Genomic DNA, 20,947 nt, shown 5'->3' with positions numbered 1-20,947 from the left:
CTATAGTATTCTCGATATCAACGTTTATACTTAAAATTCATCCGTTACACAGCCTTTGGACGCTGGTGAAACGGTATGCGCATATTTGTATAAAACCCCTTTTTTAAACTTTAAATCGGGTTGTTTCCAACGCTTTCTTCGGTTTTCTATTTCTGTTTCTTTGATAGCTACGTTAATCGTATTACTTTCCGCATCGATGGTAATAATATCTCCATCTTCTACCAGGGCAATCAAACCGCCTTCCTGAGCTTCGGGAGTAATATGACCTACTACAAATCCATGAGTTCCTCCTGAAAAACGACCGTCTGTAATTAGAGCAACTTCTTTTCCAAGTCCGGCACCCATAATAGCAGCGGTAGGCTTTAACATTTCAGGCATTCCAGGACCACCTTTCGGGCCTTCATAGCGAATTACCACCACATCCCCTTTTTGTACCTTACCGTCTCTAATCCCGTCGTTAGCATCATATTCACTGTCGAAAACAACCGCTTTACCTTCAAAAAGTAAACCTTCTTTACCAGTAATTTTGGCTACCGAACCCTCTTCTGCCAAGTTGCCAAAAAGAATACGTAGATGCCCTGACTTTTTAATAGGTTGATCTAAAGGTTTAATTACTTGCTGCCCTTCGGTTAAATCCGGCACATCTAATAGATTTTCCGCCAGTGTTCTACCGGTTACGGTTAAACAATCCCCGTGTAATAATCCTTTTTTAAGTAAATATTTTAACACTGCCGGAATACCTCCCACTCGGTGTACATCTTCCATCAGGTATTTGCCACTTGGTTTTAAGTCAGCTAAAAACGGGGTTTCATCACTTATTCGCTGGAAATCTGCTAAAGTAAATTCAACATCTGCTGCTCTTGCAATGGCTAAGAAATGTAATACGGCATTAGTAGAACCTCCCAATATAGTGACCAAGCGGATAGCGTTCTCTAAAGATTTTTTAGTAACAATATCTTTAGGTTTGATATCTTTTTCTAACAACAAGCGCATGGCTCGACCTGCAGCAATACATTCTGCTTCTTTTTCTTTACTAATTGCAGGATTGGAGGAATTATAAGGTAGGGACATACCCAAAACTTCTATGGCGGATGCCATGGTATTCGCAGTATACATGCCTCCACAGGCACCCGCCCCGGGACAAGCTTTTTCAATAACATTCTGATACTCGGTTTGGTTCATAGTACCAGCCACCTTCTCCCCCCAGGCTTCAAAAGCGGAAACAATGTCCAACTTTCTGCCTGCGTGTATTCCGGAAGCAATGGTACCTCCGTATACTAGTATAGACGGACGGTTTAAGCGTATCATAGCCATTAAAGCACCCGGCATATTTTTATCACATCCTACTACAGTTACCATACCGTCGTAACACATGCCTTGAACCACAGTCTCCATAGAATCTGCAATAACATCTCTGGACGGAAGAGAAAACCGCATACCTGGCGTTCCCATAGCGATTGCATCACTGACTCCTATCGTATTAAAAATGAGACCTACCACATCTTCTTCTAACGTTCCTTCTTTAACCAGTTTGGCAAGATCGTTCAAGTGCATATTACAAGGGTTTCCTTCGTAACCGGTGCTTGCAATACCTACCAATGGTTTGGTTAGATCTTCATTAGTTAACCCAATAGCGTGCAACATCGCTTGTGCAGCCGGTTGTGAATCATCTTGAGTAACTTGTTTACTATATTTATTCAGATGCATAGGTTTTCTGAATTATCAAATTTTTATTTTTTAACAATAATTACATGAATACTATAAAATGTAATCTTTTCTATTTTAAAAGTATTAGGTCTTTAACTATTAATAGTCTCATCTATTCAGTTCTTACAACATTCAAGTATTATACGTAAAAACTATATCCTTGTCAATTAGTGATTTAGCTATCAAATTTTACAACCACTACTTGTTATAACTTTCACAAAATTACTATAATTTTTATGAGGTAGGAATAAAATCTACCTTAATAGCATACAACTGTATTTATAAATATGATAATGTTACTATGTAGAAAATAAATGAAAGATTTGTTGCATCGATAAAGAATGCACTATAATTTAATAAGGTTCTTTTTAAAGCATAAAACTACCAATCCAATCCTTGAACTTATATTTAATTTCTTATAAACCGAATCCCTATAATTCTCAACCGTTTTTGCCGTAATCCCCATTTCGTCTGCAATCTGAACATAGGTCAAATCCGAACATGCCAAATGCATAAATTCAAATTCCCTCTCCGTAAGTTTAGATTTTACGGCTTCTTTATCTAGGTTTTTATTATTTACATTACGTAAGGCATCTTTAATTTTATCAGAATAATAAAATCCATGTTGTAAAACGGTATTCATGGCATGTTCAAAAGCTACCGGGTGGATATCTTTTAACAAATACCCTTTTGCTCCGGCACTTAGCATTTTAATTACTGTTTCTTCATCATCTTCCATAGATAAAGCAAGTACTACCTGCTGCGGATAATTCTCTTGTAACCACTGCATAGTTTCAATACCATTCATCAAAGGCATTTTAATGTCTAACAATATAATATCAGGGCGTTTTCGTTTATGAAGAAAATAACGTTTAACTTCTTTTCCGTTTTTTAAAGTAGCTAATACCTGAAAACCTTCTATTTTAGCAACTAAAGTTTCCAGGGATTGAGCAAATAAGATATGGTCATCTACGATGATCACCCCTTTTTCCTTTGGTTTTTTTTCAGCTTTCGACTTGCTCATGAGTAATGTATTTTATAAGGATAAGTTAATTGTAACGAAGTACCTTTACCTGGTTGTGTAGTTAAATCGTATGTTGCTTGTAATAAGTCCGCCCTACCCTTCATGTTTAGTAATCCGGCTCCCTTATTTTGGTGGTTCATATCAAACCCAATACCATCATCTTTTAAAGTAATCGCCAGACCTTTAACATAGTAATTAAATAAAACATCTAAGCAATTTGCCTCCCCATACTTAATGGTATTTGAAAAAAACTCCTGTATAATCCGAAAGATAATTACCTCATCTTTAGCGTTAACTTCAAAAGGAGTACCTTCAATAGTAAAGCTTGTTTTTAAAAAATTTAGGCGTTCAAAGCGTTCTAGTTCTGCTTTTACTGATTTATCCAAGCCAATATTCTCTAAAACTTTATAGTTTAAGGTGTGTGAAAGGCTACGAACTTCTTTCATACTGGATTGTAATAAAACCTTTACATCTGCAAGGTCTTCTTCTTTAATCTGATTGTTATTATTAGAAGCCATATTAATCTGAAGCATGGCGGTAGATAAGAGTTGCCCAATATTATCATGTAATTCCCAACTCACATTACGTAAGGTTTGCTCCTGAATCTCAATTTTTGAAGTTTGTAGGGTTTCTTCAAACTGCTTTTCCGCCTGAAGTTTTTCTAAAAGTAATTTGTTTTTTCTTTTTTGAAAGGCAATAAAGAAGACAATTCCAAAAATCAGAAAAAAGAGAATGATAAGTGTAAAATATATTATCAATAAGATTTGTTCTTTCTCGAGCATACTAAGAAACCTATAGTAAAGCAAGAATACATAAAAATGTTGGTAAACCGAAGTATTACCCTCCTGATTTCGACATAAAAAGGGCTTTTTCCTAAATCAAAATAATTAGAGTAAATAAATAAAGGAGTTACAGCTAGATGAAAAATTAAACTACCAATTGCTATGTAAAAATATAGATTCTTATTAAATCTTAATATATCATCACTTTGTAACAACTCAAGGAAGTAAAACATGACTGAAATAAGAATTAAAATAGATCCAAATATGTAGGTAAATGCTGAAGCAACACTAAAGAACACATCGGTTAATAATAAGTTACTTACAGTTGTTAAAAGAAAAAATATTGCTAAATACTTCAATGTTTTTTTATAAAGAAGTGTATTAATTATACTTCGAAAAAAATATGTGTAAAAAAGAAAATTTAAAATATGAAAAATATTAAAAAGCCAATTATTTTTTTCTAAAAATGTATCTTTTAAGAAATCCAAATAATTGTAGTAATATATCAAACTTGGTATTAAACCAACAAGTTCAACTAATAAAGTAAACCATAAAAAATAAACAAAATATCGAATTGAATTATCAACTCGATATTTTAGTATGTATATACTACCAGAAATACTAGCAAGTAACTCAAATCCATCAATTATTAAAAGATTCTTATTCATTAATATGAAATTGGTGGCTCTCCACTACTACCAGAGTTATAAGCCTGAATACTATGGTTATTCCTAGCACGATCCCCGCCTTTTCCTAACTCTCCTGCGGGGGAGCCTGTTGGTGCTAAAAATAAAGTGGCATAGCCTTTTTTCATTTTACATTTTTCTTTTGGATAAGCACCAAAGTAAGCACGAATTCCAGGATTTTCAATTCCTTGCTCCTTAGATTCTTTTTCTACATATCTTATATATTTTTTTAATTCTTTAACACTCCACCAAAACTCTCGAGTATCTTCAAATCCTAGACAACTATTAATTTCAGGAAGTCGAGTATCACACCAGGATTTTTGTAATTCTTTTGCCTCTTCCACTGTTATACATTTCTCAGGTACTTTTATGCCCATAATATTAAAATTTAATTGTTTCGCCTAATGTATTCAAAATTATAGGTTATGAAAAACAAACAGACCCTTACCTTTTTTACAGGTAAGCAGTAATTAATCTGTAAAGAATTGAATTTTAGAATTTTAATCAATTGCCAAATTTTTTTAAATATAAAGCAAATAGGGTGTACCCCTTAGTTCCATCTAGGGGGTTTACCCCCCCTCTCTCTTATTGTATCTAAGTATTTATACGTAGTATTTTAATTGATTACTTCTACAATACAAGAGTAAGTCGTATGCATGCACCTTTAAAATATCTTAAAAATCCTAGCTATCATCAAATAAAAGAAAGTAAAAACTTACTTTTAAAATATTATTTTTAGTTAAAATGCATTAATTAAAGATAAAAAACATATATTTGATTAGTTTTTTCACTTAACCCCAAAATTATGGTGATATGTTGTTGCAAAATATAAAAAGAAAACAACTACCCTTTTTACCTTTTCTAAAAGCAGAGGTAATAGCAGAAATTTCTGAAAAATTAGCTCCTATTTTCGAACTTAATCGAGATATGACTTTAAGTAATTTAGAAAAAGTGAAAGCTACTATCACTTCTATTCAAATTGAATATTTAAATACTATCGAAACTACCCTTCGGAAGGTTACGGATAATGCCGTCTTTTTGAAAAACTCAATACTTATACCCCTTAAGCGAATTTTACAAATTGCTTGATTCTCGAATATGAAAGTATTCGAATGCAATCCTCAATACTTTTTAGTATTGGGGATTTGTAGTTTTATACAAATTTGAATAATCTGAAATTTTAAAATAATTGTTAAGAATACGGTAAATATCACAACAAGTTGTAATTTGTATTTTTGTTTTATAAATACACCAAACACTTGTCTTCAATGATCTTTAAAACGACGATTTACTTCTGCTTACTATCCAGTTTTTTTGGGTTTACACAAAATGCTTCAACTAAAATTACTACTTCTGCAAAAGAAGTAGAAACTAAAGTGATTAATTGGCGAAGGGATTTTCATCAAAACCCTGAACTCTCAAATCGGGAAGTAGAGACTGCTAAAAAAATTGCAGACCATCTTCGAAAATTAGGAATGGAAGTCACTGAAAATGTGGCTAAAACTGGGGTTGTTGGTATCTTAAAAGGAAAAACTAAAGGGAAAACGGTTGCACTACGGGCAGATATTGACGCTTTACCAGTGACAGAACGAACTGAAATTCCTTTTAAATCAGAGGTAAAAACTACTTTTTTGAATAAAGAAGTTGGGGTTAGCCATGCGTGTGGTCATGATACGCATACTGCTATTTTAATGGGAGTTGCCGAAGTGCTGTCACAACATAAAGATAAAATTAAAGGTACCGTAAAATTTATCTTCCAACCTGCAGAAGAAGGTCCGCCACCCGGAGAAGAAGGCGGAGCCAAACTAATGATCAAAGAAGGAGTATTAACCAAACCCGATGTAGATGCCATCTTTGGGCTACATATTAATTCCGGTACTCCGGTGGGAACCATTAGATATCGCCCGGAAGGTACGATGGCCTCCGTAGAACGCTTTGTAATTAATGTACAAGGTAAACAAACGCATGGATCTGCTCCGTGGAGTGGAACTGATCCTATTCTAATATCAGCTAAAATCATTGATGGGCTGCAAACCATCATCAGCCGGGATTCCAAGCTTATTGACGGGGCAGCAGTGATTACCGTGGGTAAAATTACCAGTGGCGTACGATTTAATATTATCCCCGAGTCCGCAGAATTGATAGGAACCGTACGTACCCTGGATAAAGAGATGCGAGCTACCATTATCAAAAGAATGAATGAGATGGTTCCGGCAATCGCCAAAGCCTACGGAGGTTCAGCTACTATCGACATTCAAAATAATACGACCATTACGTATAATGACCCAAAATTAGTGGAACAAATGCTACCTACTTTACAAAATGTGGCAGGTTCTGAAAAAGTAGAAATAGCAAAAGCCTCTACAGGCGGAGAAGATTTTTCTTATTTTCAGGAAGTAGTACCTGGATTTTACTTTTTCCTGGGTGGAATGTCGCCAGAAACCAAACCAGAAGATGCACCAGCCCATCACACTCCGGATTTTTATATCGATGAAAGCGGAATGTTACTGGGTGTAAATGCTTTGTCCCAACTTGCCATAGATTATTTAAATAAATAAGATATTTTAGCAGATATTTTAAAAGGACATTGAATGAACGTAGTTATGGATTTTATCAGTAGTATACCCTGGTGGGTATGGATACTTGTAGTACTCTTAATGATTGCGTTTTATGATGTGGTAATTAACCGGGAACATACCATTAAGCACAATTTTCCGGTGGTCGGGCACCTTCGGTATTTATTGGAAAGTATTGGTCCTGAAATGCGACAGTATTTTGTAGCTAACAATAGAGAAGAGTTACCTTTTAATCGTATTGAAAGAGGTTGGATATATGCTTCTTCCAAAGGAGAAAATAATTACGAAGGATTTGGAACGGATCGTAACATTTACGAACATCAGCATATTTTTATTAAAAATCAGATGATGCCTTACCAGGTAGACGACACGCATCCTAATAAAAAGGATAAATATTTCTTACCCTGTGCAAAAGTGATGGGATTGCATAACCAAAGGAGAAAACCATATCGTCCGGCTTCCATAATTAATGTTTCTGCCATGAGTTACGGATCCCTCTCTGCACGAGCGGTTGATTCATTAAACAAAGGAGTCCAAATGGCTCATGCCTATCATAATACTGGAGAGGGTGGCTTGTCTCCTTATCATAGTAACGGGGGTGATGTAATCTTTCACTTTGGAACCGGATACTTTGGTGTTCGTACCGAAGATGGTAATTTTTCCATGGAAAAAATGAAAAAATTGGTAGCTGAAAATCCTTTTATTAAAGCTATCGAAATCAAAATATCCCAGGGTGCCAAACCCGGAAAAGGAGGCGTTCTCCCAGGATCAAAAATTTCAAAGGAAATTGCAGAAATTCGGGGTGTTAAAGAAGGAGAAGACGTCTTATCCCCGGCAACCCACAAAGCATTTGGTACGGTTCCTGAACTTCTTACCTTTATAGAAAGTATTGCTGAAGAAACCGGTCTGCCCGTAGGTATTAAAGCTGCCATAGGTAAAACTGAGATGTGGGAAGAACTGGCTGACCTAATGAAAAGTACGAATTCCGGACCTGATTTTATTACAATTGACGGGGGTGAAGGAGGTACCGGGGCCGCACCTCCAAGTTTTGCAGATCATGTTTCGCTACCTTGGAGTTTTGGCTTTGCTGCAATATATAAGATTTTTCAACAACGAAATTTAACTGATCGTATTGTTTTTATCGGAAGTGGTAAATTAGGCTTTCCGGCAAAGGCAGCCATGGCTTTTGCTATGGGAGTGGATTGTATTAATGTAGCTCGTGAAGCCATGATGAGTATCGGATGTATTCAGGCGCAGGTTTGTCATAACAATACTTGTCCAACTGGTATTGCCACTCAAAATAAATGGTTACAACGCGGTATTGATGTCCCATTAAAATCCGAAAGAGCGGCTCAATATTTTAAAACTTTTCGGAAAGAATTCCTAGAGATTACCCATGCCGTAGGACATGAGCATCCCTGCCAATACAATATGCAGGATATTGCTATTAATGTAGAAGATGTAGCCTTAACCCGTTCTTTAGAGGATTCATTTTCTTATCAAAAAGAACCTGTATCCTTTACCTCAGTGGAGCATTTGCGGAACTGCCCGTATTTGGGAGGTTCGTATCAAAAGATTATCGCATAAATACTAATTTATCAATGGAGATCAACGTAATAACTTTACTAATTTCATTAATACCTGCTCTTTTTTTAACGCTGTTGTCCTTGTTCTTTTTTAAACAGCATCTTCGCAATGAGGCCATGCGTAGAAAATTTGAATTACAACGAGAAAAACAAAAAGAAGCTCTACCCCTGCGATTACAAGCCTACGAACGGGTATCCCTACTTATGGAGCGTATTGCACCAGCAAAATTGATGTTACGTATTGCTCCGATTGGCGATAATAAACAACAATATGCTTCTTTATTAATTCAAACCATCGAACAGGAATTTGACCACAACTTGGCACAGCAGATTTATATGTCTGAAGATTGCTGGAATATCATCCGGTCTTCTAAAAATGAAATCGTACAGGTTATCAGAAAGAATTTGGTTGACGAAGAAGTTACAAATGCTCAGACGCTTCGGGAAAAAATTTTAAATCAGGTAATTACGGATGGTAATCCTACGGAAGATGCATTACGTGCAATTAAAAGTGAGGTCGCTGATATTTTTTAATCAAAAGCTTATTTATCCTTCTCCGTTTCCTTCAGCTTATTTTCCAAAGCATAAGTAGCTTTATCCGCTGCGTAGTTAAATCCTTGTTTCCACCAGCTCCGCATCAATTTTTTATTAAAGATCAAGGAGTTTTCGGTTAATTTTGAGGGAGTGTAGTATAAATTAAGGGAGACGTTTTTATTAATTGCTGCCAGCTTTCCTACAATAGTATCATGATCTTCGACCTGGTCAAACATAAAACTGAACAGGTTTACCATTAGTGAAAATGGGTTCTTTCCAAGTACCTTATTATGTTCCATATTTTCGGATTCCAGGATGATGGCATCAATATGCGTTGCCCCTCGTTTAATAGCTTCCCGGATAGGGATCATACAACCAAATCCTCCGTCAGCATATTCACATTTATTCTTGGTAACCAGGCTCATAAAAGGAACATAATTGCAGGAAATCCAGATCCAATCGCAAAAATCTTCGTATAAATAATCCTGGATGGATTTATATTCGGTTTTATTTTTAGTAAGGTTCGATACGGTAACCACTACGTCCTTTACTTTTTCGCGAGCCAACCTGAATTCGGCTTCACTAAAGTTTTTACGGATAGCCTTCCGTAGATTTTTACTTTCTCCAAAAGTTCGTTTTCGTTTTAAAAACTGAAGCAAGGTGTTTTTAAAATTAATAGAAACATACTCCCGGTTTCCTTTTTTTCGGACTACAAAAGGATTAATATTAAAAATAGTATGTTGATTTACATTGGTATAAATATCGTATACTTTTTCAATATTACCCAAAGCCAGGGCAGGAATTAGCAAACTTCCCGTAGAAGTTCCCAGGAAAAGGTCATACTTGCGCTTTTCTTCTTGTATTAAATATTGAGCAACACCTCCGGCATAAGCACCCTTGCTCCCTCCCCCGGAAATGACTAATGCATGCATAGATTTATTCGCTTAATTTTAATTGTAAGTAGGTTTGGTCTGCTATAGACAAATTTGGGAGTAAATCTACATATTTCTTTTTATATGAACTGTCTTTTAATAGTTCATCCAATAATTGACGACAGAATTTTCTAAATCTCCAATGGTGATGCGCGGTTCCTTCTGCCAGATTTTCTAATGCAGGTTTAGAAAAAGATTGTAAACTCTGTAGGTAAGAAAAAGCATTTTGACGAGTAGAAAAAGAATACTTAGGACTGGTATAATTAGATAATTCTTGAAAATACTGTTGATGTCGATCCGTATTATAATCCGAAGTACTTACAGCCAACACTAGCCATAACAAACGTATGTTGTTATCCGTAAATCCAATAAAATCTTTAGTTTGATCTAAATATAGTTTTCGTTTTGACGGATATTGAATCCATAAATGATACAAAGCTGCTTCGATAGTCGCATAGGACGGGTCTTTTAGTAACTTTTCATACTGTTTTTGTAACTCATTTGGAATTTTAGTAATAGAAGTGGCAATTGCCTGGCGCACGTAAGTATTATTAGATTCAAAAGCCTGGTCTAACAAAGCAACAGCTTCTGCTGAAGTATCTTCATTTAATTGGTATACTACCTCCTGACCCATAAAATCGTTTACCGGAAATTTTAAAGTTTTCTTTAACAATTCCCACTTTCCTGCTAAAGGTTGGGTTCGCTGCTGTGCCAAAGTTAAATACTGTTTGATAAAATCATGTTTGGTCAACAGTTTTAATGCTTTCTCTGATGGAAACGGTTTTTCTTCCAACCAAACCCGGCGATACTCAGTTAAATCTGTTCCGGATACTTCTTGCGCTACCTTAATAAAATCTGAAGTAGTAACATTCTTAAACTGATACTTCTCCAGATAATTATGTATGGTAATTTTAAAATTTTTATCCCCGATCAGCTGATGTAAAGCATATAAAGCCCATGCTCCTCTCTGATAGAAAGTCAAAGAATTCGCTTTGGGATCTAGTAGAGAAGTATTGTTTTCCTTCCGCGATTGGGTGGTCAATTGTTCGGCACTTTCGTAAAGTTTAAATAAAAAATAATCTTCTCCGAAAATCTTCTTTTCTGCTAATAAAGCGTAATAGGTAGCAAAACCTTCCTGTAACCAGTGATGTTTGCCATCGGTCTCTGTCACCAGGTTACCGAACCATTGATGTGCCAATTCATGTGCATTTACGTTCACATAGTTTCGGTCAGCAAATGCAATACTATCCACGACAAAAGCATCCGAAAAGATAGTAGTTCCGGTATTCTCCATACCTGCGTATAAAAAATCTTTTACGGGTATTTGTTTATAATTCTGCCACGGATAAGCGTATCCTATTTCTTTTTCAAGAAAATCAAAAATTTCTACTGAATGTCGGTAAGTAGGTTCCACTTTTGTGCTATCCGCAGGATGATAATATAAAGAAATAGGTGTTCCGCTTTGAGAAGTGAGCTGTAGTTGATTATAAGTACCAACCACAAGTGCTAATAAATAACTACTCATCGGTTTTTCCATGTCAAAAATCCATTTTAACTTTTGATCTTTGACTACTTCCTTTTGGACTAGTTGACCATTGGCAATTATCGTATAACTCTTTGGCGCTGTTATTGTAAAGTCAAATTCAACTTTCTCATTCATATCATCAAAACTGGGAACCCAATTAGAACTATATTTTCCCTGCCCCTGTGTCCATACCTGGTGGCTGCCGGTTTGATCCTTTACAAAATACATCGCCTTATTGGGAGAGGTAGTATAAGTAATTGCAATTTTATAATTTTGGTTTGACCTAAAAGAATGAGAAACAACAACTTTATCTTCTTTATACTCAAAATCTACCGGTTGTTCTTCCAGAAGTACTTGGCTAATACGCATTTTCTTAGCATCAATAGCTATTCTTTCGGTATTCTCAATAACTTTAAAAGTATACAATACCCTTCCTTCTACTTTCTTTTTATTAGGATCTATTGAGATATCTATATTTCCTTTTAGAAAATCTACCGTATTTTGAGAAAAACTCTTTATCACAGTTAAGAATAGCGATATGAAAATAATGGTTCTTACCATTTATGTTTATATTTTTGATAAAGTAACGATCCTAAAGTGGCATTGTTACGGGACAAAAGGTACAACAACCATTCCTACTTTTAAAAACTAATGAATCCAGGAAAGTTACAAACTCCTATTGACTATTTAAAAGGTGTAGGTCCGGCACGAGCGGACTTGCTTAGAAAAGAACTGGGAATTCATACCTACCAGGATTTATTAAATCTGTTTCCTAACCGCTATATTGATAAAACCCAGTATTATAAAATCAGTCAATTACAACAAACCTCTGCAGACATTCAGGTGATTGGCAAAATCATACATGTTAAAACAGTAGAACAGAAAAGAGGAAAAAGACTGGTCGCAACTTTTATTGATGATACCGGACAGATGGAGCTGGTATGGTTTAAAGGCCATAAATGGATTCGAGAAAATTTAAAGATAAACGTGCCATATGTGATCTTCGGGAAAACCAAATACTATAATGGCTTTAGTATGCCACATCCGGAAATGGAACTGCTATCGGAGCATGAAAAAAACGAACGTATTGCCATGCAACCCGTATATCCTTCCACTGAAAAGCTTTCTAATCGAGGTGTTACTAACAGGGTAATCAGTAAAATGATACAACAGATATTTCAGGATAGTAATTTGTCATTTTTAGAAACTTTACCGATCGACTTAATTGAATCATTAAAACTAATTTCAAAAACAAACGCCGTACTTAACATTCATTTTCCTAAAAGCCAGGAGTGGTTAGCCAAAGCACAATTTCGTTTAAAGTTTGAAGAATTGTTTTATGTACAACTTCAGCTTCTGATCAAAAAATTAACCCGTCAACATAAAATTAAAGGATATCCTTTTACGAAGGTAGGAACAGTTTTTAATTCGTTCTATAAAGATCACCTACCTTTTGAGCTAACTGGAGCGCAGAAGCGAGTGATTAAAGAAATCAGGAACGATATGGGCGGGAGCGCCCAGATGAACCGTTTGTTGCAGGGCGATGTAGGTTCGGGTAAGACCATTGTAGGTTTTATGGCAATGTTACTGGCTATTGATAATGATTTTCAAGCTTGCCTGATGGCTCCAACAGCAATTCTCGCCAGTCAACATTACCAGGGTATTAAAGAACTGGCGGATAAAGTAGATCTTAAAGTGGCTTTGCTTATGGGAAGTTCCACAACTAAACAAAGACGTGAAATACACCAGGAACTGGAAGAAGGAACTTTACATATTTTAATTGGTACCCATGCTATTTTAGAAGACAAAGTGGTGTTTAAGAACCTGGGGTTGGCAATTATCGATGAGCAACATCGGTTTGGTGTGGCACAACGATCCAAATTATGGCGTAAAAATACTTATCCTCCCCATGTTTTGGTCATGACGGCTACCCCGATTCCACGAACTTTAGCGATGAGCTTGTACGGTGACCTGGATATATCCGTAATTGACGAATTGCCCCCGGACCGTAAATCCATTCAAACCTTGCATCGTTATGATAGTCACCGGTTACAGATATTTAAATTTATTAAAGATGAGATTGCTAAAGGTCGTCAGGTGTATATAGTATATCCCTTAATTCAAGAATCCGAAGTACTGGATTATAAAGACCTGATGGACGGGTATGAGAGTGTGGTTCGCTACTTCCCTACTCCGGAGTACCAGGTATCTATCGTTCATGGTCAAATGAAGCCAGCCGATAAAGAGTTTGAAATGCAACGTTTTGTAAATGGTGCTACACAAATTATGGTCGCTACTACGGTGATTGAAGTGGGCGTTAATGTACCTAATGCCAGTGTTATGATTATTGAAAGTGCCGAACGCTTTGGGTTATCCCAACTACATCAATTACGCGGACGTGTAGGCCGTGGTGCCGAACAAAGTTTTTGTATCTTAATGACTAGTTTTAAGCTTTCTGCGGACAGTAAAACCCGCTTAGAAACCATGGTCAGGACTAACGATGGATTTGAAATAGCAGAAGTTGACCTTAAACTACGAGGGCCGGGAGACATGATGGGAACCCAGCAAAGTGGGGTTCTCAATTTAAAAATTGCAGATGTGGTAAGAGATAATGACATCCTAAAAACAGCTCGATATTATGCAGTTGCGCTTTTAAAGGAAGATCCCGGGCTTCAATTAGAAAAAAATAGTATTGTTCTTTACACCTATCAGCAGATTTCTAAATTTAAAAATATCTGGAACTATATAAGTTAGAAGGTACGTTGTATAATCTATAGTATAGAACCTTTTCTATATAACAAAGCTAAACCTGTTATAAAATCACCTAATTAACGAATAACTCTGTGTAGCAATTTCTAATTCTTCATTAGTTGGAATTATTAATATAGGTACGTTACTATCTTTCTTATGAATTTCGCGAATTTCTGAAGATCGAACTTCATTAGCCTTTATATCTAATTTTAGACCTAAATACTCCATATCTTTAATGATCAAAGAACGCATTAGTGTGGAGTTTTCTCCTATCCCTGCGGTAAAAACGATGGCATCCAGGCCATTCATAACGGCAACATAGGCGCCAATATATTTTTTAACCCGGTAAGCGTTCATTAGCAAAGCCAGTTTACAGGATTCATTACCGGCTTCGGCTTCTTTTTCAATATCCCGTAAATCGCTATAACCCGTTAACCCCAGCATACCACTTTCTTTTTGTAGTAAATTTTTAATTTTAGGTATGCTATAGTTTAAACTTTCAGATAAGTAGAATATGACCGAAGGATCGATATCTCCGCACCGGGTACCCATAATAAGTCCGTTTATAGGTGCAAAACCTAGTGAATGATCTATACTTTTTCCATCCTTAACCGCTGTAATACTACAACCGTTCCCCAGATGAATGGTAATTAATTTTTTACAAATGGGAAGTAAGCTTACTGCTTTTTCACTTACATATTTATGGCTGGTTCCATGAAAACCATAAGCCCTGATTTGATGTTGTTTTAAAAATTCTACCGGAATAGCATATTGATAGGCAACCGCCGGCATCGTTTGATGAAAAGCGGTGTCAAAAACTGCAATCTGTCTGGCTTTCTGAAAAATTTGTCGTGCTACTTTTACCCCTTCCAGATTTGCCGGATTATGTAACGGAGCCAGGCCTGATAATTCGGCAATGGCTTCTTCAACAGGGGTTGTTATTTCTACGGTTTCAGTAAACAAACTCCCTCCGTGTACTACCCTATGCCCTACTGCCCTAATTTCTTCGGCGGTTTTAATAACCCCCTGATCCGGATGCAATAATAATGCTGCTACCTTTTGAAGTGCCTTTTTATGATCCGGAATAAACTGGTCTTCTTCGTATTTTTCATCTTTTCTTTTATAAGTCAACCGGGAACCTTCAATACCAATTCTTTCTACTAAACCGGAGCAAATCACTTCTTTCTCCGGCATGTTAAATAGTTGGTATTTTAAGGAAGAACTACCGGAATTTAAAACTAAAATTTTCATAGATTATAAATATTGATCAGCTACATGTCCTGTGCCTGAATGGCAGTGATAATTACGGTATTATAGACATCATTTACCGTACAACCCCGGCTTAAATCATTTACCGGTTTATTCAATCCTTGCAACATAGGGCCAATTGCCAGTGCACCGGTCTCTCGCTGTACAGCTTTATAGGTATTATTTCCGGTATTTAAATCAGGAAAAATAAGTACACTTGCCTGTCCGGCTACTTCAGAATCCGGTAATTTGCTTTTTCCAATCCTTAGATCTACGGCAGCATCGTATTGGATAGGACCTTCTATTTTTAAATCGGGACGTTTAATCTTTACCATTTCAGTTGCTTGTCTTACCGTTTCTACATCTTCACCTTTACCCGAAGAACCCGAAGAATACGACAACATGGCTATTTTAGGTTCGATACCAAAAGCTTCCGCCGAGTTTGCCGAAGAAATAGCAATCTCGGCTAACTGTTCTGCATTTGGATTAGGGTTAATTGCGCAATCCCCAAATACGGAAACCCGATCTTCCAGGCACATAAAAAACACGGATGAGACTACGTTGACGCCAGGTTTGGTTTTAATAAATTGCAGTGCTGGCCGGATTGTATGTTGTGTGGTATGTACCGCTCCGGAAACCATCCCATCCGCATGCCCGCTGTAAATCATCATCGTTCCAAAGTAAGAGACATCAGACATCAGGTCATAAGCCATATCCATATTAACACCCTTATGTTTACGCAGTTCGTAAAACGTTTTGACATATTCTTTGTAATACTCGGATTTTGTAGGATTAAGGATAGTGATACGATCAAAATCTAATGGAATATCCAGTTGAGCGGCTTTTGCTTTGATTTTACGTTGCTGACCAATTAAGGTCAAATCCACTACATCAAAGGTTTGTAATTTTGCAGCAGCCCGTAAAATCCGTTCATCAGAGCCTTCCGGTAGGACAATATGTTTTTTCTGTTGCAATGCCCTTTTTAATAAAGTATACTGAAACATACTAGGCGTAATACTGTCTGATTTAAAAGTGATTAACGGATTTAACAACTTTTCAATATCAACGGCTTGTTTAAAAGTGTTAATAGAAGTATCAATTTTTTGAAGGTTATCCGCATAGATCCGAGTTTTAATATTTCCGATCTGGTTAGTCACCAAAAATGTCCCTTGATTTACCGAAATTATTGGAACGGATGGGGAAACACCTTCAATTAATTTTAGAATCGGTTCTTCCGGAATTAACCCTCCGGTCAAAATAATACCTGAAACTTTTGGGTAATTATCACTCATGTTAGCCTGTAAAGCTCCTAATATGATATCCGCCCGATCTCCTGGGGTTACTACTAGGCTATTCTCTTTGAGATGTGTCAAATAATTGCGTAACTGCATGGCTCCTACGCCGAAACTCCCTGCCTGATTGTTTAAAAACTCCTTCCCAAAGAGTACAGTTCCTCCCAGAGCTTCTGTTATTTCTTTAATGGTTGGAAATTCTAAAGCGGTAATCCGGGGTACTACAATACGATTGGCAACTTCTGCAAAACCTTCATGGAGTGCGGTTTCTAATTCTTCCTTAATATTACTACTTACTTTATTCGCAATAACGGCAAGCACGTCTACATCCTTTCCTTTAAAGGTATCATACGCCAATTTTAAATTTGCCGTAATTTCATTTGCTTCTCTTGAAGTACCATTTGCTATTAAAATAGCCGGAATCCCCAGGTTTTTAGCAATAATAACGTTGACATCAAATTCTATAATATTGTTTTCTTCGGAAAAATCGGTTCCTTCTAATAGTATAAAATCAAACTGGTCTTCTAGTGCTTTATACTTACGGATGATGGTATCAATGACTTCCCCACTCTTTCCTTCGTTATACTTTTGAAGTATTTCGCTTCGGGTGAAAGCAAAGGTTTTTTTATAGTTAATATCCAGTTCAAAGTACGAAACTACTGTCCTGGTATGTTCATCTACTTCATTATCCTTGGGATCATCAATTATCGGTTTAAAATACCCGACTTTTGCCACGCTGCCCAGAAGCACCTGCATGAGTCCAAGAACAACCAGGGATTTACCACTATTGGGTTCAATAGTCGCAACATAAACAGCTTTATTCATTCCTTACTCCTTTAGTATAGATTGGGTACTAAAATACGGGAATGTTTACAACCGCTACTATGGTTATACATATTACTTTATCTCTTATCACATAAATAATGATCTAAGAAGATATGTATAAAAAGGAGTAATGGTTTAGTTTACTCTGGACTTTGAGAAATTCCGGCTTGCGCTTTTAACTGACTCAGCTTTTGTCGTGCAAATTGCAAATTTTTTCTAATAATCGCTTTTTTCTCTTCAGATAATGCTTCTCCGTTGTCATTTAGTTCGGCAGTACCCTCAAGACGGCTTTCTTCCGATAAAATACGGGCTTCTAGAATTTTTACTTCATGTTCGGCTTTGCTGTATTTATCTCTTTTTACTACAGGGACTTCTTTTTTAGCAACAGGTGGTTCTATGGTCTTAAGCGTACTGTTCTTCTTTAACCAAGGGCTTTCTTGTCCGTAACTATCTAAATTTCCAATAAAAATTAGAGCAATAAAAAAGGTAAGGAAAGTAAAAAATTTCATAATCATTTAAATTTGGGGGTTCGCATATTTAAGGTAAAAAACCTTTTATTTTATATTCATATTAAATATAATAAGTGATTCATTTAAAAAAGCGTCAATTCGAGTATTTTTTCGTAATAAAATGAAGAAAAAAATGTATCGAGTCCTTCGGTTTAACTCAGGATTACATAGCTTTTTCACTAAAATCCTTGTTCTCAATAGTTCTGCTGAACTAGCTGAAGCACACTTCTTCCCTTGGTCGAAGCACTCGAACTGACGGATTTTAAGATTGTTTACTTATTAACTACCAACACATCAAATATACTAATTTTTTAAAAATTGATAATTACGACGAGGTAGGTTTACGTTTTTAGAGTTGTCTGAAAAATTAGGCATTTACAGGATGTCGATAAACTTAGCTACAAATCAATTTGCAAGACCTACTTAATACAGTATCTTTGAGCCGTTAAAATTTTAAGACGATGGAGTAGATTCTTACCTAAATTCTAAGAGGTACTCCCTTTAAATAAGCACGCATGAAAATCTCCTATAATTGGCTGCAACAATTTATTAAACCGGATTGGGATATTGAAAAAACCGGGGAACTTCTAACTGATTTAGGGCTGGAAGTCGAAGGTATTTCTACCTACGAAAGTATTAAGGGTAGTCTTCGGGGAGTTGTGGTAGGTGAAGTCTTAGCATGTGAACCTCACAGCAATGCGGATAAATTAAAGGTAACCAAAGTAGATATAGGGACTGAATCCCCGGTTCAGATCGTTTGCGGTGCACCTAACGTTGCCAAAGGTCAAAAAGTACCGGTAGCAACCATCGGAACTACCTTATATACTAAGGAAGGAGAAGCCTGGATAATTAAAAAAGGCAAAATACGGGGAGAAGAAAGTCATGGGATGATCTGTGCCGAAGATGAGTTGGGTTTAGGTACGAGTCACGACGGAATTTTAGTACTACATGCATCTTTACAACCGGGAACCCCTGCTGCTGATGTGTTTACTATTGAAGAGGATTCGGTTATTGAAATAGGTTTAACGCCTAACCGTGCAGATGCCATGAGTCATTGGGGAGTGGCGCGTGATTTAAAAGCAGGCCTTATTCAGCAGGGAGAGCACTATGAACTAATTACCCCTTCGGTAAGTAAATTTAACGTTGAAGGTGAATTACGAAAGATAAGTATAAACGTAGAAAATAAAGAACTGGCTCCGCGTTATACCGGACTTACGATTTCGGATGTAACAGTAAAAGCATCACCTGACTGGTTACAAAGCCGGTTAAAAGCCATTGGGATTACCCCCAAGAATAATATTGTGGATGTGACCAACTATGTTTTACATGAATTAGGGCAACCTTTGCATGCTTTTGATGCTGATCAAATTAAAGGAGAAGAAATTCATGTAAAAACAGTAGAATCCGGTACTAGTTTTGTAACACTTGATGGAGTGGAAAGAACCCTTCATACGGATGATTTAATGATCTGCGATACAGAAAAACCTTTGTGTATTGCAGGTGTCTTTGGTGGACTACATTCCGGGGTTTCGGATCAAACCACTTCTATATTTTTAGAGAGTGCTTATTTTGATCCGGTATCCATACGTAAAACTTCAAAAAGGCACGGATTGCATACGGACGCATCTTTCCGGTTTGAACGGGGCATCGATCCGAATATTACCGTGTATGCCTTAAAACGGGCTGCACTGTTAATTCAGGAGTTGGCTGGTGGTAAAATAACCAGCCAGGTAGAAGATTTATACCCTAAAAAAATTGAAGATAAGGAGGTTTTTCTTTCTTTTGAAAAAGTGACGAAATTGATTGGACAGGAACTTCCGCAGGGAACTATTAAAAGTATCTTAAGCTCCCTTGAAATTCAGATTAACCATGCTACAGAAAGTGCTTTGGGGTTAAGTATACCTGCTTATCGAAATGATGTCACCCGCGAAGTAGATGTTATTGAAGAAATCTTAAGGGTTTATGGTTACAATGCTATTAATTTTTCGACAAAGTTAAATGCTTCTATTGCATCTATTGATCCATATGCTGATCATCGTATCCAAGATACTATTGCAAATCAATTAATTGGTCAGGGTTTTAATGAGATTTTAGCTAATTCTTTGACTTCTGCGAGTTACCATCAGCTTACTTCATCTTTTGACGATGCGGAGAACGTCAGTATTTTAAATCCACTTAGCCAGGATTTGGCTATAATGCGACGTACGCTACTTTTTTCAGGTTTAGAAAGCATAGCCTATAACACGAATCGAAAACAAAGCGATCTAAAATTATTTGAATTCGGAAAAACTTATAACCAGAAAAATGGTGAACGTTCGGAGCAAAAACGCTTAAGTATTTTAATTTCTGGTGAAAAGTTTAAAGAGAACTGGAAAGTTACTTCGGACACCACTAATTTCTATTATTTAAAAGGAATTGTTCACGCCATATTAAAACGTTTAGGTATTGAAATCACTAACAGTGAAGAAGTTTCTTTGGATATATATAATGAAGCCTTAACGTATTATCATAATAAATTGGAACTGCTAAATTTTGGTTCCGTAAATACTAAAATATTAGAAAATCTTTCTATCAAAAATCCGGTTTTTTACGCTGATATATACTGGGATACCTTGGTACAATTGACTAAAAAATCTAAGATTACTTTTAAAGAGATTTCGAAATATCCGGAAGTACGACGTGATTTTGCTTTATTATTAGATAAGCATATACGCTTTAATGAAATTGAGCAAATTGCCAGGAGTACGGAGAGGAAATTATTAAAGAAAATTGACCTTTTTGATGTCTATGAAGGAAAAAACCTTCCGGAAGGTAAGAAGTCTTATGCAGTAAGTTTTATATTTAGCGATGAAAATAAAACTTTGACGGATAAACAGATAGATAAAGTGATGAAGAAACTACAACATAATTTTGAACAAAAATTAGGCGCAAGTCTACGTTAAATTAGACTTTAGTAATACTAAAATCCTT

At 36.3% G+C, this 20,947-nt stretch carries 15 protein-coding genes; 6 read left to right on the top strand and 9 right to left on the bottom strand.

Annotated elements, in window-relative coordinates:
- Nucleotides 1-30: 30 nt before the first annotated feature.
- The 4 genes from ilvD to NBT05_RS13195 all read right to left on the bottom strand — a co-directional run bounded on the left by ilvD (nucleotide 31) and on the right by NBT05_RS13195 (nucleotide 4,576).
- Nucleotides 31-1,707 carry a dihydroxy-acid dehydratase gene (ilvD, locus tag NBT05_RS13210; protein WP_265770328.1) on the bottom strand — a complete coding sequence of 559 codons (1,677 nt, stop codon included), beginning with the start codon at nucleotides 1,705-1,707 and terminating at the stop codon, nucleotides 31-33.
- Between the two features lie 346 nt (nucleotides 1,708-2,053).
- Nucleotides 2,054-2,731 carry a response regulator transcription factor gene (locus NBT05_RS13205; protein ID WP_265770326.1) on the bottom strand — a complete coding sequence of 226 codons (678 nt, stop codon included), beginning with the start codon at nucleotides 2,729-2,731 and terminating at the stop codon, nucleotides 2,054-2,056.
- Nucleotides 2,728-3,513: a sensor histidine kinase gene (locus tag NBT05_RS13200; RefSeq protein ID WP_265770324.1), complete on the bottom strand. Its 786-nt coding sequence runs from the start codon at nucleotides 3,511-3,513 to the stop codon at nucleotides 2,728-2,730. The genes NBT05_RS13205 and NBT05_RS13200 overlap by 4 nt, the downstream gene beginning before the upstream one ends.
- Nucleotides 3,514-4,180: 667 nt before the next feature.
- Nucleotides 4,181-4,576 (bottom strand): hypothetical protein, encoded by a 396-nt coding sequence (locus NBT05_RS13195; protein ID WP_265770323.1) that lies wholly within the window; start codon nucleotides 4,574-4,576, stop codon nucleotides 4,181-4,183.
- A gap of 436 nt (nucleotides 4,577-5,012) precedes the next feature.
- Between NBT05_RS13195 and NBT05_RS13190 the strand changes: the two genes are divergently transcribed.
- The 4 genes from NBT05_RS13190 (at nucleotide 5,013) to NBT05_RS13175 (ending at nucleotide 8,895) form a co-directional block, all read left to right on the top strand.
- Nucleotides 5,013-5,288: a hypothetical protein gene (locus NBT05_RS13190; RefSeq protein WP_265770322.1), complete on the top strand. Its 276-nt coding sequence runs from the start codon at nucleotides 5,013-5,015 to the stop codon at nucleotides 5,286-5,288.
- Nucleotides 5,289-5,467: 179 nt separating this feature from the next.
- Nucleotides 5,468-6,757: an amidohydrolase gene (locus tag NBT05_RS13185; RefSeq protein WP_265770321.1), complete on the top strand. Its 1,290-nt coding sequence runs from the start codon at nucleotides 5,468-5,470 to the stop codon at nucleotides 6,755-6,757.
- A gap of 33 nt (nucleotides 6,758-6,790) precedes the next feature.
- Complete coding sequence (locus tag NBT05_RS13180) at nucleotides 6,791-8,362, top strand: FMN-binding glutamate synthase family protein (protein ID WP_265770320.1); 1,572 nt, start codon at nucleotides 6,791-6,793, stop codon at nucleotides 8,360-8,362.
- A gap of 116 nt (nucleotides 8,363-8,478) precedes the next feature.
- Nucleotides 8,479-8,895, top strand: coding sequence for a hypothetical protein (locus NBT05_RS13175; protein WP_265770319.1), 417 nt, complete (start codon nucleotides 8,479-8,481; stop codon nucleotides 8,893-8,895).
- Nucleotides 8,896-8,903: 8 nt separating this feature from the next.
- Here the strand turns inward: NBT05_RS13175 and NBT05_RS13170 are convergent, their stop codons facing one another.
- Nucleotides 8,904-9,827 carry a patatin-like phospholipase family protein gene (locus tag NBT05_RS13170; protein ID WP_265770318.1) on the bottom strand — a complete coding sequence of 308 codons (924 nt, stop codon included), beginning with the start codon at nucleotides 9,825-9,827 and terminating at the stop codon, nucleotides 8,904-8,906.
- Nucleotides 9,828-9,831: 4 nt separating this feature from the next.
- The gene (locus NBT05_RS13165) at nucleotides 9,832-11,874 is read right to left on the bottom strand and encodes a M1 family metallopeptidase (protein ID WP_265770317.1); all 2,043 of its coding nucleotides are present in this window, start codon (nucleotides 11,872-11,874) and stop codon (nucleotides 9,832-9,834) included.
- A 129-nt stretch (nucleotides 11,875-12,003) separates the two neighbouring features.
- Here NBT05_RS13165 and recG point away from each other — a divergent pair, with 129 nt between their 5' ends.
- Complete coding sequence (gene recG / locus NBT05_RS13160; RefSeq protein ID WP_265770315.1) at nucleotides 12,004-14,106, top strand: ATP-dependent DNA helicase RecG; 2,103 nt, start codon at nucleotides 12,004-12,006, stop codon at nucleotides 14,104-14,106.
- A 66-nt stretch (nucleotides 14,107-14,172) separates the two neighbouring features.
- Here the strand turns inward: recG and NBT05_RS13155 are convergent, their stop codons facing one another.
- The 3 genes from NBT05_RS13155 to NBT05_RS13145 all read right to left on the bottom strand — a co-directional run bounded on the left by NBT05_RS13155 (nucleotide 14,173) and on the right by NBT05_RS13145 (nucleotide 17,977).
- Nucleotides 14,173-15,354 carry an acetate/propionate family kinase gene (locus NBT05_RS13155; RefSeq protein ID WP_265770314.1) on the bottom strand — a complete coding sequence of 394 codons (1,182 nt, stop codon included), beginning with the start codon at nucleotides 15,352-15,354 and terminating at the stop codon, nucleotides 14,173-14,175.
- A gap of 20 nt (nucleotides 15,355-15,374) precedes the next feature.
- Nucleotides 15,375-17,468, bottom strand: coding sequence for a phosphate acetyltransferase (gene pta, locus NBT05_RS13150; protein WP_265770313.1), 2,094 nt, complete (start codon nucleotides 17,466-17,468; stop codon nucleotides 15,375-15,377).
- Nucleotides 17,469-17,608: 140 nt separating this feature from the next.
- Nucleotides 17,609-17,977, bottom strand: coding sequence for a hypothetical protein (locus NBT05_RS13145; protein ID WP_265770312.1), 369 nt, complete (start codon nucleotides 17,975-17,977; stop codon nucleotides 17,609-17,611).
- Between the two features lie 515 nt (nucleotides 17,978-18,492).
- On the opposite strand from NBT05_RS13145, the gene pheT reads away from it, so the two are divergent.
- Complete coding sequence (gene pheT / locus NBT05_RS13140) at nucleotides 18,493-20,919, top strand: phenylalanine--tRNA ligase subunit beta (protein WP_265770311.1); 2,427 nt, start codon at nucleotides 18,493-18,495, stop codon at nucleotides 20,917-20,919.
- Nucleotides 20,920-20,947 lie beyond the last annotated feature (28 nt).

Origin of the sequence: Aquimarina sp. ERC-38, from assembly GCF_026222555.1 — a bacterium.
Taxonomy (GTDB): domain Bacteria; phylum Bacteroidota; class Bacteroidia; order Flavobacteriales; family Flavobacteriaceae; genus Aquimarina.
The sequence above is the reverse complement of the archived record's forward strand: the minus strand, read 5'-3'. Positions and strand labels throughout refer to the sequence as shown.

Bases quoted from the DNA above. Each gene is read 5' to 3' on its own strand.
- ilvD (WP_265770328.1), bottom strand. From the start codon at position 1,707: ATGCATCTGAATAAATATAGTAAACAAGTTACTCAAGATGATTCACAA.
- NBT05_RS13205 (WP_265770326.1), bottom strand. From the start codon at position 2,731: ATGAGCAAGTCGAAAGCTGAAAAAAAACCAAAGGAAAAAGGGGTGATC.
- NBT05_RS13200 (WP_265770324.1), bottom strand. From the start codon at position 3,513: ATGCTCGAGAAAGAACAAATCTTATTGATAATATATTTTACACTTATC.
- NBT05_RS13195 (WP_265770323.1), bottom strand. From the start codon at position 4,576: ATGGGCATAAAAGTACCTGAGAAATGTATAACAGTGGAAGAGGCAAAA.
- NBT05_RS13190 (WP_265770322.1), top strand. From the start codon at position 5,013: ATGTTGTTGCAAAATATAAAAAGAAAACAACTACCCTTTTTACCTTTT.
- NBT05_RS13185 (WP_265770321.1), top strand. From the start codon at position 5,468: ATGATCTTTAAAACGACGATTTACTTCTGCTTACTATCCAGTTTTTTT.
- NBT05_RS13180 (WP_265770320.1), top strand. From the start codon at position 6,791: ATGAACGTAGTTATGGATTTTATCAGTAGTATACCCTGGTGGGTATGG.
- NBT05_RS13175 (WP_265770319.1), top strand. From the start codon at position 8,479: ATGCGTAGAAAATTTGAATTACAACGAGAAAAACAAAAAGAAGCTCTA.
- NBT05_RS13170 (WP_265770318.1), bottom strand. From the start codon at position 9,827: ATGCATGCATTAGTCATTTCCGGGGGAGGGAGCAAGGGTGCTTATGCC.
- recG (WP_265770315.1), top strand. From the start codon at position 12,004: ATGAATCCAGGAAAGTTACAAACTCCTATTGACTATTTAAAAGGTGTA.
- NBT05_RS13155 (WP_265770314.1), bottom strand. From the start codon at position 15,354: ATGAAAATTTTAGTTTTAAATTCCGGTAGTTCTTCCTTAAAATACCAA.
- pta (WP_265770313.1), bottom strand. From the start codon at position 17,468: ATGAATAAAGCTGTTTATGTTGCGACTATTGAACCCAATAGTGGTAAA.
- NBT05_RS13145 (WP_265770312.1), bottom strand. From the start codon at position 17,977: ATGAAATTTTTTACTTTCCTTACCTTTTTTATTGCTCTAATTTTTATT.
- pheT (WP_265770311.1), top strand. From the start codon at position 18,493: ATGAAAATCTCCTATAATTGGCTGCAACAATTTATTAAACCGGATTGG.